At 66.6% G+C, this 14,932-nt stretch carries 17 protein-coding genes and 1 pseudogene; 8 read left to right on the top strand and 10 right to left on the bottom strand.

The window, feature by feature from the left end; all coding sequences use genetic code 11:
- Positions 1-40: 40 nt before the first annotated feature.
- Together R8Z57_RS06640 and R8Z57_RS06635 are read right to left on the bottom strand one after the other, a co-directional pair.
- Positions 41-1,405, bottom strand: a complete 1,365-nt coding sequence (locus R8Z57_RS06640) for a DUF222 domain-containing protein (protein ID WP_318352992.1) — start codon at positions 1,403-1,405, stop codon at positions 41-43.
- A gap of 79 nt (positions 1,406-1,484) precedes the next feature.
- The gene (locus R8Z57_RS06635; protein ID WP_318352991.1) at positions 1,485-2,696 is read right to left on the bottom strand and encodes a hypothetical protein; all 1,212 of its coding nucleotides are present in this window, start codon (positions 2,694-2,696) and stop codon (positions 1,485-1,487) included.
- A 283-nt stretch (positions 2,697-2,979) separates the two neighbouring features.
- On the opposite strand from R8Z57_RS06635, the gene R8Z57_RS06630 reads away from it, so the two are divergent.
- Together R8Z57_RS06630 and R8Z57_RS06625 are read left to right on the top strand one after the other, a co-directional pair.
- A complete protein-coding gene (locus R8Z57_RS06630) occupies positions 2,980-3,777 on the top strand; it encodes a helix-turn-helix transcriptional regulator (protein ID WP_318352990.1) in 798 nt (265 codons plus the stop codon).
- Between the two features lie 169 nt (positions 3,778-3,946).
- A complete protein-coding gene (locus R8Z57_RS06625) occupies positions 3,947-4,423 on the top strand; it encodes an ATP-binding protein (protein WP_318352989.1) in 477 nt (158 codons plus the stop codon).
- A 333-nt stretch (positions 4,424-4,756) separates the two neighbouring features.
- On the opposite strand, the pseudogene R8Z57_RS06620 reads toward R8Z57_RS06625, so the two are convergent.
- Both R8Z57_RS06620 and R8Z57_RS06615 read right to left on the bottom strand, forming a co-directional pair.
- Positions 4,757-5,675, bottom strand: a pseudogene (locus tag R8Z57_RS06620) (IS481 family transposase).
- Between the two features lie 73 nt (positions 5,676-5,748).
- Entirely contained in the window at positions 5,749-6,144 is a 396-nt protein-coding gene (locus tag R8Z57_RS06615) for a RidA family protein (RefSeq protein WP_318352988.1), read from the bottom strand.
- 100 nt (positions 6,145-6,244) lie between these two features.
- On the opposite strand from R8Z57_RS06615, the gene R8Z57_RS06610 reads away from it, so the two are divergent.
- The 3 genes from R8Z57_RS06610 to R8Z57_RS06600 all read left to right on the top strand — a co-directional run bounded on the left by R8Z57_RS06610 (position 6,245) and on the right by R8Z57_RS06600 (position 8,618).
- Positions 6,245-7,234 (top strand): helix-turn-helix transcriptional regulator, encoded by a 990-nt coding sequence (locus tag R8Z57_RS06610; RefSeq protein ID WP_318352987.1) that lies wholly within the window; start codon positions 6,245-6,247, stop codon positions 7,232-7,234.
- A 215-nt stretch (positions 7,235-7,449) separates the two neighbouring features.
- Positions 7,450-8,037, top strand: a complete 588-nt coding sequence (locus R8Z57_RS06605; RefSeq protein WP_318352986.1) for a hypothetical protein — start codon at positions 7,450-7,452, stop codon at positions 8,035-8,037.
- Entirely contained in the window at positions 8,037-8,618 is a 582-nt protein-coding gene (locus R8Z57_RS06600) for a sigma-70 family RNA polymerase sigma factor (protein ID WP_318352985.1), read from the top strand. The genes R8Z57_RS06605 and R8Z57_RS06600 overlap by 1 nt, the downstream gene beginning before the upstream one ends.
- A gap of 202 nt (positions 8,619-8,820) precedes the next feature.
- On the opposite strand, the gene R8Z57_RS06595 is transcribed toward R8Z57_RS06600, so the two are convergent.
- Both R8Z57_RS06595 and R8Z57_RS06590 read right to left on the bottom strand, forming a co-directional pair.
- Positions 8,821-9,219: a GntR family transcriptional regulator gene (locus R8Z57_RS06595; RefSeq protein ID WP_318352984.1), complete on the bottom strand. Its 399-nt coding sequence runs from the start codon at positions 9,217-9,219 to the stop codon at positions 8,821-8,823.
- Positions 9,216-10,262 carry a hypothetical protein gene (locus tag R8Z57_RS06590; RefSeq protein WP_318352983.1) on the bottom strand — a complete coding sequence of 349 codons (1,047 nt, stop codon included), beginning with the start codon at positions 10,260-10,262 and terminating at the stop codon, positions 9,216-9,218. Before R8Z57_RS06590 ends, R8Z57_RS06595 begins: the two co-directional genes overlap by 4 nt.
- 253 nt (positions 10,263-10,515) lie before the next feature.
- Between R8Z57_RS06590 and R8Z57_RS06585 the strand changes: the two genes are divergently transcribed.
- Positions 10,516-10,761 carry a hypothetical protein gene (locus tag R8Z57_RS06585; RefSeq protein ID WP_318352982.1) on the top strand — a complete coding sequence of 82 codons (246 nt, stop codon included), beginning with the start codon at positions 10,516-10,518 and terminating at the stop codon, positions 10,759-10,761.
- A gap of 398 nt (positions 10,762-11,159) precedes the next feature.
- Here R8Z57_RS06585 and R8Z57_RS06580 read toward each other — a convergent pair whose 3' ends face one another.
- On the bottom strand, positions 11,160-11,609 hold the full coding sequence (locus tag R8Z57_RS06580; RefSeq protein ID WP_318352981.1) for a pyridoxamine 5'-phosphate oxidase family protein: 450 nt from the start codon (positions 11,607-11,609) through the stop codon (positions 11,160-11,162).
- A gap of 88 nt (positions 11,610-11,697) precedes the next feature.
- On the opposite strand from R8Z57_RS06580, the gene R8Z57_RS06575 reads away from it, so the two are divergent.
- On the top strand, positions 11,698-12,618 hold the full coding sequence (locus R8Z57_RS06575; protein WP_318352980.1) for an AEC family transporter: 921 nt from the start codon (positions 11,698-11,700) through the stop codon (positions 12,616-12,618).
- A 9-nt stretch (positions 12,619-12,627) separates the two neighbouring features.
- Here R8Z57_RS06575 and R8Z57_RS06570 read toward each other — a convergent pair whose 3' ends face one another.
- Genes R8Z57_RS06570 through R8Z57_RS06560 form a run of 3 tightly spaced genes read right to left on the bottom strand, consistent with a single transcriptional unit; the run spans position 12,628 to position 14,209 of the window.
- Positions 12,628-12,894 carry a DUF6510 family protein gene (locus R8Z57_RS06570; protein ID WP_318352979.1) on the bottom strand — a complete coding sequence of 89 codons (267 nt, stop codon included), beginning with the start codon at positions 12,892-12,894 and terminating at the stop codon, positions 12,628-12,630.
- Complete coding sequence (locus tag R8Z57_RS06565; RefSeq protein ID WP_318352978.1) at positions 12,894-13,619, bottom strand: ferredoxin reductase; 726 nt, start codon at positions 13,617-13,619, stop codon at positions 12,894-12,896. Before R8Z57_RS06565 ends, R8Z57_RS06570 begins: the two co-directional genes overlap by 1 nt.
- Positions 13,616-14,209 carry a sulfite oxidase-like oxidoreductase gene (locus tag R8Z57_RS06560; protein WP_318352977.1) on the bottom strand — a complete coding sequence of 198 codons (594 nt, stop codon included), beginning with the start codon at positions 14,207-14,209 and terminating at the stop codon, positions 13,616-13,618. Before R8Z57_RS06560 ends, R8Z57_RS06565 begins: the two co-directional genes overlap by 4 nt.
- Before the next feature lie 164 nt (positions 14,210-14,373).
- On the opposite strand from R8Z57_RS06560, the gene R8Z57_RS06555 reads away from it, so the two are divergent.
- A complete protein-coding gene (locus R8Z57_RS06555; RefSeq protein ID WP_318352976.1) occupies positions 14,374-14,931 on the top strand; it encodes an HdeD family acid-resistance protein in 558 nt (185 codons plus the stop codon).
- The last annotated feature ends 1 nt before the right edge of the window (position 14,932 follow it).

Below are 14,932 nucleotides of genomic sequence, written 5' to 3'. Positions count from 1 at the left end.
CTCCGGCTCCTGAGGCCCACCGACCTCGTCGACCGGGCGCTCAGAAGGGCGGAGTCGCCGGCGGTTCCGCAACCGACATGAGGAGCGCGCTGACGCGCTCGCGCAAGCCCGCGAAGGGGTTCTTGGTGCGGTGGCCGCTGGGGAACCGGATCTGCACGCTGCCGTCTGCCCGCCGGCGATGCCGGAGCAGCGTGGTGTCTTTCAGCGCATGGTCGGGATCGCACAACGGGTCGAGGTTGGCGATGTCGGTCTCGCCGCGACCCGGACCGTGATACGCGCAGTGATGATCGATGTCTCCGTCGATGGCGAGTCGGTCGCAGCCGTCGCGTGCGCACGTACCGTGCACCAGCGTGAGCCATTCCCGTTGTGCACCGGTGGCTCGCCGTGCTCGCCGGTCCATGTCCAGGACGACCCCGGTGACGGGGTCGGTGATGACGCGCGTGAAGGCGCCGGCGTCGAGCAGCAGCTGCCGGGCCGTGGCGTCGTCGATCGGACCCACACCGGGGATGAGACAGTCGCTGTTCAGGTCGAGACCCCCGACCGGTGAGCCCGGGACCCCGTCACGCACACTCGCTCGCGCTTCCGGCGCGAGGCGGTCGAGCGGAATGGTCACGAGCACCTTCGCCTTCACCCGCTCGACGGGGTCGCCGCGCAGGAGGTCGGCGAAGAGATCGGCACGAATCTGGGCCGTCGTGCGACCGTCGCGCTGGGCCACCGGCATCCGCTTCGCCGTCAGTGAAAGCTCGCGATCGATCGCGTGGGCACGCTCTGTCGAGACCATCGCGTACACCCACGACATGCCGTCCGCGACATCCTCGACGTAGACGGTGCGGCGGGCGAAAGCCGCCGCATGACGCTGGGTCCGCGTGCAGGCGGTGAGCCGATCGGCGATCTCACGGGCTTGCCGACGCGTGCTGCCGACGGTGGAGCCGACCGCGACATCGCGCATCAGCTGATCGAACGCGTCGACGGCGGCCGCCTCACGCTCGAACGCGGGCATCTGGCCGAGCACAGCTTTCACGTGCGCCAGGGAGATGCGTCCGTCCCTCGCTGCCGCCCACACACGAGGGAGCTCCTGACGCGCTTGCTGCGCCACTGCCGCCGACGCACGGACTTCACCTTCCGAGATGTGAAGCCGCGACGAGGCCTCCAGCACCGCGCAGCGCTCCGCCAGCGTGGCATCGCCGCCGAGCGGAGGTGTCTTTCCGCCCAGGCACGGATCGAAGTCGGTGTTCACGTAGAGCTCAGGGTGGGCGCGCGCAAAGTCGAGAACATCGGCAAGATGCTCGCTCTGCCGCGCGGCGCGCCGATTCGCCTCGAACTGGGCACACTCGGCATCCAGGAACAACTCGCGGAGCAGGAGCTGGTCACTCACGAGATCGCCGTTCGATCGGACTGGCTCCATGAATCGAGCCTAGTACATCTGTTCGATCTTCACCAGCTCTGACAGTGAGAAAACCGGCAGCTGAGGGGGTTCGCAGCACTCACGGGACGACCTGCACGGCGGACTTCGCCATCAGCAACTCCAGAGCGTCGAGCGGATCGCCCTCGGCACACGTGACCGAGACGGCGAACCCGAAGAGGGGACCGGCCAGCGCACGAACGGCCGTGACCCACCTGCCCGCCGAATCCTCGCCCTCGATGAGTCGCATCGTGAGCAGGTCGTTGCCGGGCACGCCCAGTGCGAAGTGCCCGTCCACCGCGAAGGCGATGTCTTCGGGATCGTCGAGCCACAGCGCCAGCAGTTCGTCACTGGCGTCTCGATCGCCGAGGTCGCCGTCCTGCTCCTCGAGGAGCGACTGCTCGTAGTCCGCGGTGCAGTCTCCGTCGACGGAGGCGAAACTCCAGCTGCCGTCGTCGGGCTCACCGTCGTCGAACGTCCAGGAGGCGTCTTCCATCAATGGTCCGTCGACCCACTGCGCCTCCGACGACTCCACCAGGTCCGCGCCGGCCTCGAAGTCGAGGGACTCCACCAGGTTCCAGTCGACGCGGCCGAGCCCGACCTCGAACGCATCTTCGCCGACCACCGTCGGCAGAAGGTCGAACATCTGCTGGCCGGTCGCGCCGGTCATCGGCCCCGGCTCGCAGTTCAGCTGCATGACGAGGGCCGTGTCGAGCGCCCCGAAGACCCGGGCCGCCGCCAGCCAGGTGCCGCCGTCGGTCCAGCCACCGGCGCGCACCCGGAACTCCGCTTCCATGGGCCACCGCCCGACCACGGGGTAGGTGATGTCCGAACCACCCTCCGCGACGTCAGCAATCGGCATCTCGAGGATCTGCGCCAGGAACTGATCGGTGAGCGTTCGATCATCCAGCGTGAGGTCAAGGCCCTCCAGCGAGAAGCGGTGGTACCGCGACCCCTCGCAGCCCTCGCCGAAATGAATCTCCTCCCAGTCGTCGCGCGGGTACACGACGGGGTAGCCGTGGGTCATGTCGATCGGCTCCGCGTGCCAGCCGGCCATCCAGACGCTCGGATCCAGCTCGGCCCCTGCGGCGAAGGTGAGCTGCTCCGGGGGAGGTGGCACGTCCGGGCGTTCGATCTCGGCGGCCGCCGTCACGGGCGTCGTGGGCTCGATCGTCTGCACGATCTCCGGCCGAGGGCCACCGCTGCAGCCCGACAGCACCGCAGCGCCGCCGACGATGAGCACCGATGCGATGCGCTTCCAGGAAGCGTGCGCCGAGGCATCCGATCCAGACATCGCGGTTCCTCCTTCCGCCCCGACGGCTGCTCACCGCCTCTGACATCCATCACTCGGGTGGGTGTCAGGCCGCGGAGCGCGCGTCCATGGTTTCGTTCGCGTGGACGGCTTTCGTGTATGTCGGAAGAAGGAACGGATCGCATGAGCCGAGGGTGAGCCGCCTGCGCTCATGGTGACAGGCGCGGTGCCGTCGCGCAGGTGTCGCTTCCGACACTCTTTCCCTGGTCCTGCGGTTCTGGCACTCTGGTGGCGTCGGATCCTCGGCTGGGGTTGAGGGGGCGCCATGGACGACAGGGCCACATTGCGGTGCGCGATCGACGCGGCGCACGCCATCGCCCACGACGAGTTCGACGAGAAGGTCTTCGCCGAGCAGCTGTCGATTCTCTTCGACGCGGATGGGGGAGTCGGCGTCACGACGATGAGGCGCACTGCGGCCGAGCCTCGTATCGGCGTGGTGGTCGGGGGAGGCCCCGCGTGCACCGATGCGACAGCCCGATATGCCGCACCGTTCGCCGCCGGCCACCCGGGAATCATCGCGCACCAGCGCGTGGGCACCTCGCGGGCGGTCCGCATCAGCGACGAGGTGGACCTCCGGTGGTTCTGGACGACCGAGACGTGGTGGGCGATGCACAGCCCCTGGAGCGGGCGGTACTCATTGGGCGCCACCCTCTACACCGGCCGTGACGCGGTGGTCTTCTTCGGCCTGAATCGAGCGGGACGCGACTTCTCCGACGACGAGGTGCTGGCGCTCAGTCGACTGCAGCAGCCGGTCTCCGCAGCCTTCCGCTACAGCCGTGCGATGCAGCACGCCCTCGATCAGCTCGCCGCCCTGACCGACACCGGAACCTCCGCGCACGGGGATCGCGGGGAGACGACGCGCGTCCGAGAAGAGCCGACCCGGCGCGAGGCCGAGGTGCTGACCCTCATGGCAGCCGGCTGGACGAACGCGCAGATCGCCTCGCGGCTCTTCATCACCGAGCGCACCGTCCGCAAGCACCTCTCATCGGTGTACGAGAAGGCCGGTCTTCCCGGCCGGGCAGCCGCCGCCTCGTGGTGGGAGAGACATCGCGACGCGGGCTGAAGCCGTCGCGGCACGTACCTTCCGGGACGTCACCGGCCTCGAAGACGGGGGAGATCGCTGCAAACTACGCGAGCTCGAATCCGCCTCGATGGTGAAGTCGCTTAACCGTTTTTCCACAAAGCTCGCGTCTTAAGCGACCCTTATCGGCCATCTGGGTAGAGTCGGGACGATGAGCAGGGTCGTCATGATGTGCGGGCCGGCCGGATCCGGGAAATCCACCGTCGCCAGACAACTCGAAGCGAACGGCATGACACGACTCTCGTTCGATCGGGAGGCCTGGCGACGCGGAATCCATGAGATGCCGCTCTCGCCCGAGGTGCACGAAGAGATTGAGCGAGAACTCCGCGCCCGCCTCGTCGAACTGGTCACGGCCGGTGCCGACGTCGTCCTCGACTTCTCGTTCTGGTCAAGACGATCACGACTCGCGTTTCGTGACCTGTTGCGACCACTCGGAGTGGTGCCCGAAACGATCTACCTCGCGACTCCACGAGAAGTTGCGCTCGAACGGATGCAGAAGCGCAGACGTGAACACGCGGACGACTATGCGCTCGCTGCGGAGCTCGCGGCCGAGTACTTCGACCACTTCGAACCTCCGACCGCCGACGAAGGCCCGCTCACCGTACTTCGCGCAGCTGGGCCGCAATAGAAGATTTCCGTGCAAGCCTTCACGTGCCCGGCAAGCGTCACCGCGATCGCTCTATAGTGCGCGCCACGGAGGTCCCTTTGCGCATGGTCCAGGCGACCGGCTTCCTTGGCTTGATCAGTCCGCCACCGCTACGGCGTTTCTGCATCGTGGCGCGCGCGTAGCCCCGCGCTTTCGGTGGCCATAGGAGCGTCGCTTCGACCAGCGCAGTGATGGCGCCCGCGATATAGATGGGATGCGCACCGACGACGCCGAGCGTGATGAGGCGGCTTGGGGTCGGATGCCGAAGATTGTGTGAGCGGTTCATCAGGGGAGGGCTGTCTGCAAATTCTGCCCCTAGTTGTACTGATCGGGGACGTCGGTCAATCGAGACATGGGCGGTTGGTTCCCGCAAGCTGTGTGCGGGCGATGCTGGTTGTAGTGGTGGAGCCACCCGGACAACGCGTTCCGGCGTTCCTGCTCGCTGCGGTAGCAGCGGGCATAGGCCCACCCGTCGGCCATCGTGCGGTGGAACCGCTCCACATTGCCGTTCGTTTGCGGCCGATACGCGTGTTCGTTTCGGGACGATCGAGAGTGCCCCGCACGTATCGCGCCATAGGCCGGACCGGTACGCGCCGCCGTTGTCTGACAGCACCCGCTCGATGGTGACTCCGCGGCTGGCGAACCACGTCACGGCGCGCTGCAATACGTCGACGGCAGTCACCGCTGTTTCATCGTCTCTGATCTCCGTGTACGCCACTCGGGAGTGGTCATCGATAACGGTGTGCACGAAGGCGCCTTGCTGGCGGCCGACGTAGCGCCAGCCTCCACCGTCGGGAATGTTACCGATCTTCTTCACGTCTACGTGCACCAGCGATCCTGGGTGAGGGTGCTCGTACCTGCGGATCGGCTCTCCGGTCGCGCGGTCGACGTAGGAGAGCCTATTCAAGCGCGCGCTGGTCAGGATGCGGTGCACGGTTGACGGCGCAATTCTAAGCCGCGCAGCGAGCTGGATCGGACCCTCCCGCAATCTCATTCGGAGACTCAGGCACCGCTTCGTCACCTTCTGGCTCGTCTTGCCGGGTGAGTTTCTCGGCCGCGAGGATCGATCCTGCATCGTCTCGCCGGCACGGTAGCGATCGGCCCACCGCTTGACGGTAGGCCAGGCGACCTGGAAACGCGCGGCAACTTCACTGATCGGCCAGCCATCATCAACGACCAGGCGAGCAACTTTCAATCGGTGACGGGGCGTCAGCGCCGCGTTCGCGTGGGGCACTTTTCTCCTTCCGTTGTTAAGACGGCCAGCGGCGTTCGCCACTGGCCGTCTCTTGGTGAGGGTGCTGGTGCCGCTACGCGACGGCTGTTCCTTCGAGTTCGATCAGCTGGCCCGGGATAGCAAGGCGGGTGACCTCAAGCATCGTGGTGGTCGGCGCGGCTCCAGCAGCTCCGAGCCTCCCCGCGAGCACCCCGTAGTGCGGGAATAGTGCGTCGACGTCGGTGGTGTACACGTTGAGGCGGACCAGGTTGGACAGAGACATCTCGGCCCCCGTGAGGACTGCTTCGAGGTTGTCGACCGCCAGAGCGAGTTGTGCGGCCATGTCGCCGTCGTGTTCGGGTCGGCCGGCCGCACTCATCGCGGTCTGACCCGAGATGTACAGCGTGCGCGTCTCCCCAGATACGACCTCGCCCTGGTTGAAACCCATCTCCTGAGACCACGTCACCGGGTTGACTGCTGTCCGTTCCATTGCCACTCCATTCGGTTCTCCCGCCGACGTCCGTCGGCGTACGAGCGCCATGACCGACGCTCGAATACAACTCTCTCGACGAATCACGACACCCTGTGTCGTGTATTTCGGCAAGGATGTCCGTATGCGTGCAGATCGGCTTGTGTCGCTGGTGCTCCTCCTGCGCCAGAGGGGCCGCATGACAGCGGACGAGATCTCGGCAGAGTTGGAGGTGTCCACGCGAACGGTGCTGCGCGACATGAATGCCCTCTCAACCGCAGGCGTCCCGATCTACGTCGACCGAGGCCGCCACGGCGGCTTCTCGCTGCTGGCCGGGTTCCGAACCGAATTGACCGGCCTCAACCACGACGAAGCGCTTGCATTACTTACCGCCGGCTCGGGACGCGGTGAGAAGATTTTCGGGCTCAGCGCACCACTCGCCTCCGCTATGCGCAAAGTCGTCGACGCATTACCTGAGGCGCACCGAGAGAAGGTGGGCGATGCAGCCCGACGATTTCTCGTGGAACCCGAGATCGACCTGCTTTCACGGCGGCTGATCTCTGAGGACATGGCCGAGGGGGTGATGAACGACGTCCGCCGAGCCGTGCTCTCCGGCAGAAAACTCCGCTTCGACTACGCGGCCCCCGACAAACCACCACGCTCGCACACCGTCGATCCGATCGGCCTCGTCACCGTCCGCGGCCGCATCTATCTCCTCGCCGCGAAGTCAGGCGAGGACCGAACCTACCGAGTGTCGCGGATGCTGAGCGCCGAACAGCTTCCCCAGGCAGCGGATCGTCTCACCCAAGTCGACCTCGACCGTATCTGGGCTGAACGGAGCGCGCAGTTCCTTTCCGAGAACCACCTACCCGTGATCGTCAGAGTCCGATCGTCACGACGAGAAGAACTGCTGAATACCGCACGCGCGCTCCGGGTCGAAGAACCAGAACCCGACGGCTGGCTTCGCCTCGACGTGGCATTCGAGGACCTACGCCACGCGGTCTGGGCGATATGGCAGCTCGACATCGATGCGCAAGTCATCTCTCCAGAAACCCTTCGCGAGGCTCTCACCGAACGAGCTCGGCAAGTGTCCGCCCTCTATCAGTCGTGACCGTCGCTCGTCCGATTCACCGCGCACCGTCCCCGTTCGATCAACGTCCCCGGTCAGTACACCTAGTCACTTCAATGCTGGGAAACCGCGTTACCCGTTTCCTCACTAACCTCCCGTCCCGATAGTCGAAAGCCGCGTATTGCTCGCGAGTTCAGTGAGACGCTTTAGCGTCCGTGGGACATGTACTTTGTGTGGGCGGCGCGAAGGGAGCGGGCATGGACATCACCGACGAGCTCGCAGAAGCAGACCCCGCGACGCCGAGCGACCCCAAGGTTCGGGAACTCGTCCGCAGCATGTCTGTGGAAGCCGAACGGGCGATCCGCAGCAACCGAAGGCCGTTCTGGCGGCGGCGTCGGGTCATCATTCCAACGCTGGTCGTCGGCGCGCTGACGCTGGCCGGTGCCGCCGTGGTGGTTCCCCTCAGCCTGTGGGTCAACGGCACGCAGGTGGATGTCGTGAACATCCCGATCAACTACACGACCGACACCGGCGTCCAGGTGAGTTGTCGATACGGGATCTACTTCGGCGACCCCGCAAACCGAACCGAAGCCGACGAGGAACTCACCGAGTTCGTCGAGAACCACGACTGGGACGGCATTGGTCAGCGCATCTACGACGAAGCGATGGCCAATCCGTTCGTCCCCGGGCCCAACGACGACTGGGAGGTGGACAACCAGGAACTCCGCGACAACTTCTCCTTCACCCGTGCGCTCTCCGTCATCTGGACTGAGATCCCCGAGGAACTGCAGAAGTCTGGTCAGTCGGCCGGCGGAACTACCGACTGCAAGGGGCAGCTGCGCTGATGAGCCGACGTCCCACGCCACCAGAGCTGCGCGACTGGATAGAGATAGTCGTCGATGACAACGGGGAAGACCTGCTGCGCTACCTGCAGCGCCGCACCCTCAACCGTGAAGACGCCGCCGACCTTCTAGGCAAGACTCTGCTCACGCTGTGGGAGCATGCCGCCAAGGTGCCCGCCGTCGAGGAGGACGCACGGATGTGGTGCTTTGGTGTGGCCCGCAACGTGCTGCGCAACTACCGTCGACGTGGCATCGCTCAGCTCGCTCTCGCCGACACGCTGAGAGATGAGTTGCTCGAGCGCACTCCTGTCGACACACCAGACGTCACCATCGAGACGAAGCTGAGGGCCCAAGAGATACGCGACGCTCTATATTCGCTCGACGAGCGTTCTCGTGAACTGCTCATCCTGATCCACTGGGATGGGTTCAACATCGCGCAGGCAGCGCGCGTCATGGGTCTCAACCCATCGAGCGCTCGCACCCGCTACTCCCGCGCGAAGCAGCGGCTCACGGCTCAGCTCGCGCACCTCGGACCACCGGAAACGGGAGCTACGCATGTCCCACAGCCGACCAGGGGAGTGTGAGTACCGTTCTCGCTAGTTGCGAGATCCGCACATAGAGTCATTCCTGCTGGGAAAGCGCGTTACCCGTTTCCTCACTAATGGGTTGCCGGCCGTTGATGCTCCGACTGGGAGTCGGCTATTTCCCGGAGAAGTTTTGTGATGTCGATCGGCTGGGTCGGCGGGAGGGTCACATCGCCGGGTCGTGGTTCGTACATCGCGCTCCTCAGACTTTCTTGGACTCGGCGAAGCCGGCGCCGGCTGTCGTGCGCCAGGTGACGCGAAGGACGTCGATGACATCGTCGGGGGTTGCCCCGGCGGCTTCGGCTGCGGTCACCAGTTCGCGAATCTGCCGGGTGACCGCGAGGGGGAGGCGTGCTGCCGACTCCGCGACTCGCGTGCCGGCAGCGGTGCGGGTGACGACCAGTCCGTCCTGCTCGAGCATCTTGTAGGCCTTTGCGGCGGTGCCGGGTGCGACGCCGAGATCGCTGGCAGTCTGCCGTACGGTAGGGAGCCGCTCGTTGGCTCCCAGTTGCCCGGAGACGATGAGGCCACGGAGCTGCCGGTAGATGTCCATCGTGGGGCTGCCGTCGTCTGCTGGTGACAGCACCGGATGAGCGCTCATCGGTCCGCCCTCGCGAAGTCGACCAGCGCATCGCGTTGCTCGTCGGGGGAGGCGGAAGGCCACTTCCTGCGCATCGGGGCGATTACGAGGAGCAAGAGCGCGAACGCTGTGACCTCGAGGATGGGAGCCAGCCAGCCGGCGGCGGTTGCGAGTTCCGCATACCGCCACGCTGCCTCGTACGGATCGCCACCGTTCTGACCTTCAATCCAGAGCTGCGTCCCTGATCCCGCCCGGGCGATGAGCCGCCACGCGCCGGCCAGCGCCAGCAGCATCCCTGCCGTGGCCACGGCGACGGCACCGCTGGCGACTTCGGAGCGCAGTCCTCGTTCTGCGGCAACCGTCTCCGGTCGGATGAAGGGCCGCGCGGCGTTCACGCGTAGCGCGAGCGCGGTGGCGACGATCAGCGCGGTGAGGGCGATGAGGACCGGCACGCCGAAGGCCCACCCGTAGTACCAGAGCCGGATCGGATCGATCTCGGCCTCGTTCGGAATCGGAATCTCGAGCCAGATGTACTGACCACGGCCGTCAGCCGCTGAAGTGGCGCCCGCCGCAATCGTCGTAGCCACGAGCAGAAGAAGCACCACGCCGCACAGGAGGAGACTTACGCGCGGCCCGAACGTCGTCCACGTTCGCCGAGCACCCGTCACTACCGGAGCCTCAGATGGAGCTGATCCTCGGAGCGCGATCAAGGCCGCCAGGATGGCGATAGCGAGAGCGCTAGATGCGACGGGTGCGGCAAACCGCCACCACGAGACCGCATCGCCCAGATTGATCACATACCCGCGGATGACGTTCTCAGCCACGAAAACCACGACCACTGCGATGGCGGAGATCGCCAGGGTGCGGCGCTCGGGTGCATACCGCTTCTTCACCGATCGTGCGGCGCCTTCGGACAACACCACGTGGGTGCTCGCGCGCGACCCAACGATCACGATGGCTGCGCCAGCCACGATCACTGCAAGAAGAACAGACGTGAGCGGCGTCGAGAACGCAGCCCCCACCCAGTCGAGCGGACTGAAGTTCGCGGTCCTGAACCTATGCATCGTCTCTCCTCAAGAGCTTGTGCCACATTTCTAGCACAACTTGTACCGCGCTAGAGACACAAACAGCCGACACGGGTGTGGACGGCGCTCTCTTTCCGCGAGCGCGCACATCACCGCGCAGGCTAAATGCGCATCGAGCGGGTCGCTCATGCCAGCGCGCGTCAAGCGCCAGCGCCAGCGCCGCTAGGGAACCGTCCTGCGTTCAGTGCAGCGAGGGCTTTCAGGACAGCCTTTCGCCTGCGAGACTTTCGAAATGACCGAAGGCCGGCGTCGCGTGGGCCGTGTGGCACGTCTTCTTGCGGTGGTCGCGTTGGGCGCGGGGCTCGTGATGATCGCGACTGGCCTCCTGGCGAGTTCGACCATTGCAGCGATCAACGGCGTCCTGCTCATGGTGGGAACTATGCTCCTCGTCGGAGTCACCTACGCAGCGGTGTTTGCCCGAGAAGAGCAACTCGCGCGGCGCGCACCACAACTCCCAAGGAGGGAGGAACGGACGTGAGGAACGCTGCCCCTCGGACGCGTGAGGCCAGGCGATGGCGGAAGACAGCGACTCGCGGGGCAACGGCGATGACGGAGGAAGTCACGATCCGCTCCGTCGATGCCAACGGCTCCACCATTTCCGAAACCTCCGTTAGCCCCGACTGGAAGCGTGTCGGGGGATCCGAGCGGTGCGGAGGACCGAGCAAGGCGTTCGTCTCAGTCGACATCTGAAGGTCAGAGGGCAACCCATTTCTTGGCTCTGAACGCCCAGGGCGTTGACGCCCCGCTGACGGACCAGTCTGCGCGCGCGGCGAGGGGAGCGGTTGCAGACTTCGCAAACGGGTAACGCGACTTCTAGTTGACATAATGTGCATTATCGGCGCGACCGCATTCCACGCCCGTCGCGCCGGAACCGCCTCACACCAGCCACTCGCCGTCGCGCATCAGCACGCGTCCCGACAGCTCGTTCGACTCACGCCACGCCTGGATACGCGTCGGGCGCAGCACGAGAAATACATACCCGGTGAGCCCGCGCGGATCCCAGTCGGCCTGCGCCGCATACGCCGCGCCGAGTTCGGTGTCGTCGTCCACGCCGGCCGACCGCTCGAGCACCGCGTCGATGAGCGCCACGTCCCGCGTCGGCCCGACGCCCACGCGCGCGACACCCGACGCAGTGATGTTGCGCGCGGTCCGCGAGGCGCCTTCGACGGCGATCACGATCCGATCCGACACCCACGCCACCGACAGCGGCACGAGATACGGCGCCGCCTCGGGCGATGCCGTCGCCACCCAGGCGTCGGCGGCCGGCGCGGTCAGCGCGGCCAGCAGGTCGGACGTGCGGGTCGCGCGATCGCGAGGCTGAGGCATCCGTGGCTCCTTCGTGCGGCGCGAGCCAGTCTGACAGACGCCGACATGCGATTCGGTCGCCCGGAGACGTCTGCCTAGGCTCGTAGACATGCTGGAATCGCTCACCGGGTTCGTCGTGGTGGGCGTGGCGATCCTCGTGGGCTGGATCCTCGGCCGCATCGATCTGCTCGGCGAGCACGCGCGACCGGTGCTGGCGCGCCTCACCTTCTTCGTGCTCTCGCCGTTCCTGCTGTTCGTCGTGCTCGCCCAGGCCGACGTCCGCACGCTGTTCTCGGCCCTGCTGCCCGTCTCGGCCCTCGCTGCCGTCGCCGTGATCCTCGTCTACGTGCTCGTCGCCAAGCTGCTGTGGCGCCGCTCCACCGGCGAGACGGTCATCGGCGCGCTCAGCGCCGGGCAGGTAAACTCCAACAACATCGGCATCCCGCTCTCGCTGTACCTGCTCGGCAGCGCCGCCTATCCGGCGCCCGTCATCCTCCTGCAGCTGCTGGTGTTCACGCCGATCACCATGGCGATCCTGGATGCCGTGACCACCGCGAAGGCGTCGTTCTGGCGCGCGGTCGGCCGGGTCGCCACCAATCCCATCGTGGTGGGCTCGGTGCTCGGCACGCTCGTCTCGGTGCTCGGCATCGAGCTTCCCCCGATCGTGATGGAGCCGGCGACGCTCATCGCCAACGCGTGCGTCCCCATCCTCCTCATCGCGTACGGGATCTCGCTGCACGGGCAACGAGTGCTGGGCGCCTCGGGTCGTCGCCGCGACATCGTGCTCGCCACCGCATTGAAGCTCGTCGCGATGCCGGTCGTCGCATGGGCGGTCGCCGAGTTCGTCTTCGGGCTGAGCGCCCACGACGTGCTGATCGTGACGGTGCTGGCGGCGCTGCCCACCGCGCAGAACGTCTTCAACTACTCGCAGCGCTACGACGTCGGCGAGACGATCTCGCGCGACACCGTGTTCCTCACGACGCTCGGGTGCGTTCCGGTGCTGATCCTCATCACGGTGCTGCTCGGCTGACGCCGCGGATCAGCGCCAGATCTCCCGCAGAGCCCCGACGACCAGTCGCACCCGCTCGCCGTCACGCAGGACCGTGAGCAGCGTGTGCGTGCACGACCGGCACCGGACGATCGCGGCGGTCTCGTCCAGTTCGACCACCGCCTCGGCAAGCGGCGCCGCCGCTTCACAGCCGCCGCAGACCGCGATCGATCCGGTGACATCCGTGCCGAAGACGTCCCACAGCATCCCCGCTGCGGCGTTGCCGTCGACGATGCTCCTCGCAGTCTCAGCGCGCATCACGCCCCTCCGAATCTCTCGGTCCTGATGCGCGCCGGCGGATGGCCGAGTGCGACGAGCAGATCGGCGACATGCTCGACGAATCCCGTCGGCCCGCACACGTAGACGGTCGGCTCACGCGCGGGGTCCCACGCCGCCTCACGCAGCGACTCCTCATCGAGGCGCCCGACCGGCCCCGTCCAACCGGCGGGGGCAGAGCGCGTGTAGCGCCACGTCACACCCACTCCCCCGTCGCTGCCCACCGCATCGAGCTCGTCGCGATATATCGCGTCGTCCGCGGTCCGGACGGAGTAGAGCAGCCGGACGGATGCCGCAGCCCCGGCATCCGTCGCCGCGCGCACCATCGCCATCAACGGCACGATCCCCGACCCGCCCGCGATCAGCTGCACCGGCGCCTCTCCCCCGGGCCGCCACACGAAGTAGCCGCCCAGCGGCCCCTTGACCTCGAGCTCGTCGCCGGGAAGCACGTCGCGCACCAGGTACGGCGAGACCTCGCCGTCGGGCACCTCGTCGACGGCGAGCTCGACGATCTCGCCGGACCCGTAAGACCCCAGCGAGTACGACCGCACGGCCTGATACCCGTCCTCGGCGGTGAGCCGGACGTCGACGTGCTGCCCGGCGAGATTGCCCGGCCACTCCGGCACCCGCAGCCGCAGGATGCGGGCCGTTGCCGTGGCGGCGATGGCCTCGACGACGCTGGCGGGACGCCAGCCGCCCACGGTCACCAATACCGCTCCTCGGACCACGGGTCGCCGTGCATGTTGTAACCGTTCTGCTCCCAGAAACCGGGCTCGTCGTCATCCATGAGCGTGAGCCCCCGCACCCACTTGGCGCTCTTCCAGAAGTACAGGTGCGGCACGAGAAGGCGTGCGGGACCGCCGTGCTCGGGATCCAGCGGTTCGCCCTCGAACTCGAACGCGACCCACGCCCGGCCGCCGCGCAGCTCGTCCACCGGAAGGTTCGTCGTATAGCCGCCGTACGATTGGGCCATGGCATACCCCGCATCGGTGTCGACGGCGTCCAGCAGCGTGTCGAGCGACACGCCTCGCCACGACGTGCCGAGCTTCGACCAGCGCGTCACGCAGTGGATGTCGGTGTGCACGTCCTCGATCGGCAGCGCGAGGAACTCGTCCCAGGTCCACGTGACCTGCTCCCCCACCTCGCTGCGGATGGCGAACCGCCATTCGTCGGGTTCGACGCGCGGCGTCGGACCCGCCGACAGCACCGGGAAGTCCTCGGTCAGATACTGGCCGGGAGGCAGTCGCGCATCGCTCTCGCGACGACGTGCACCGAATCCCCTCGAGACGACGGCCATGTGAACCCTCCTTCTTCATGAGCGCGCACGCTCACGCTAGCGCGGGCGGCTGCACCGCGGGGATCCTCATCCGGCAACACGCGTTCATGGTTGCGGAGAAGTTCGACGTGGGGTCTAAGCTTTAGCCGCACCTCGTACAGGGAACTCTCAGAAAGGGCCCGCCCATGGCTACTGCATCCGAGGCCGAGAAGTCGGCCGTCAACGGCATCCGCACGGCGCTCGGCGTCGGCGGCGTGCTCGCCGTCATCGTCGGCATCCTGATCCTCGTCTGGCCCGGCAAGACCGCGGCCGTCGTCACCGCGATCATCGCCATCTACGCGATCGCTGCCGGCCTGGTCTACGCGGGCCTCGGCATCTTCTCGAAGACGAAGGGCGGATGGGCGCGCGTCGGCCACATCGTGCTCGGCGTGCTCTTCGTGATCGCCGGCGTCGTCGCGCTGTTCAACCTCACCGCGTCGACCGCCTGGCTGGCGCTGTTCGTCGGCATCCTCGTCGGCATCATGTGGATCGTCGAGGGCATCGTCGCGCTGTCGACGCTCGGCGACGCCGCGTCGAAGGGCTGGTCGATCTTCTTCGCCATCCTGAGCATCATCGCGGGCATCATCGTGCTGTTCTCCCCGGTGTGGGGCGTCGCGGTGCTGTGGTGGCTGCTGGGCATCTCGCTCATCGTGCTCGGCATCATCAACATCGTCCGTGCCTTCACCTTCAAGGGCGACATCTGAT

Origin of the sequence: Microbacterium sp. M3 (genome assembly GCF_033548675.1) — a bacterium.
Lineage (GTDB): Bacteria > Actinomycetota > Actinomycetes > Actinomycetales > Microbacteriaceae > Microbacterium > Microbacterium arthrosphaerae.
The sequence above is the reverse complement of the archived record's forward strand: the minus strand, read 5'-3'. Positions and strand labels throughout refer to the sequence as shown.

Excerpts from the sequence above, each read along its gene's own strand:
- R8Z57_RS06640 (WP_318352992.1), bottom strand. The coding sequence starts at position 1,405 with ATGGAGCCAGTCCGATCGAACGGCGATCTCGTGAGTGACCAGCTCCTG.
- R8Z57_RS06635 (WP_318352991.1), bottom strand. The coding sequence starts at position 2,696 with ATGTCTGGATCGGATGCCTCGGCGCACGCTTCCTGGAAGCGCATCGCA.
- R8Z57_RS06630 (WP_318352990.1), top strand. The coding sequence starts at position 2,980 with ATGGACGACAGGGCCACATTGCGGTGCGCGATCGACGCGGCGCACGCC.
- R8Z57_RS06625 (WP_318352989.1), top strand. The coding sequence starts at position 3,947 with ATGAGCAGGGTCGTCATGATGTGCGGGCCGGCCGGATCCGGGAAATCC.
- R8Z57_RS06615 (WP_318352988.1), bottom strand. The coding sequence starts at position 6,144 with ATGGAACGGACAGCAGTCAACCCGGTGACGTGGTCTCAGGAGATGGGT.
- R8Z57_RS06605 (WP_318352986.1), top strand. The coding sequence starts at position 7,450 with ATGGACATCACCGACGAGCTCGCAGAAGCAGACCCCGCGACGCCGAGC.
- R8Z57_RS06600 (WP_318352985.1), top strand. The coding sequence starts at position 8,037 with ATGAGCCGACGTCCCACGCCACCAGAGCTGCGCGACTGGATAGAGATA.
- R8Z57_RS06595 (WP_318352984.1), bottom strand. The coding sequence starts at position 9,219 with ATGAGCGCTCATCCGGTGCTGTCACCAGCAGACGACGGCAGCCCCACG.
- R8Z57_RS06590 (WP_318352983.1), bottom strand. The coding sequence starts at position 10,262 with ATGCATAGGTTCAGGACCGCGAACTTCAGTCCGCTCGACTGGGTGGGG.
- R8Z57_RS06585 (WP_318352982.1), top strand. The coding sequence starts at position 10,516 with ATGACCGAAGGCCGGCGTCGCGTGGGCCGTGTGGCACGTCTTCTTGCG.
- R8Z57_RS06580 (WP_318352981.1), bottom strand. The coding sequence starts at position 11,609 with ATGCCTCAGCCTCGCGATCGCGCGACCCGCACGTCCGACCTGCTGGCC.
- R8Z57_RS06575 (WP_318352980.1), top strand. The coding sequence starts at position 11,698 with ATGCTGGAATCGCTCACCGGGTTCGTCGTGGTGGGCGTGGCGATCCTC.
- R8Z57_RS06570 (WP_318352979.1), bottom strand. The coding sequence starts at position 12,894 with ATGCGCGCTGAGACTGCGAGGAGCATCGTCGACGGCAACGCCGCAGCG.
- R8Z57_RS06560 (WP_318352977.1), bottom strand. The coding sequence starts at position 14,209 with ATGGCCGTCGTCTCGAGGGGATTCGGTGCACGTCGTCGCGAGAGCGAT.
- R8Z57_RS06555 (WP_318352976.1), top strand. The coding sequence starts at position 14,374 with ATGGCTACTGCATCCGAGGCCGAGAAGTCGGCCGTCAACGGCATCCGC.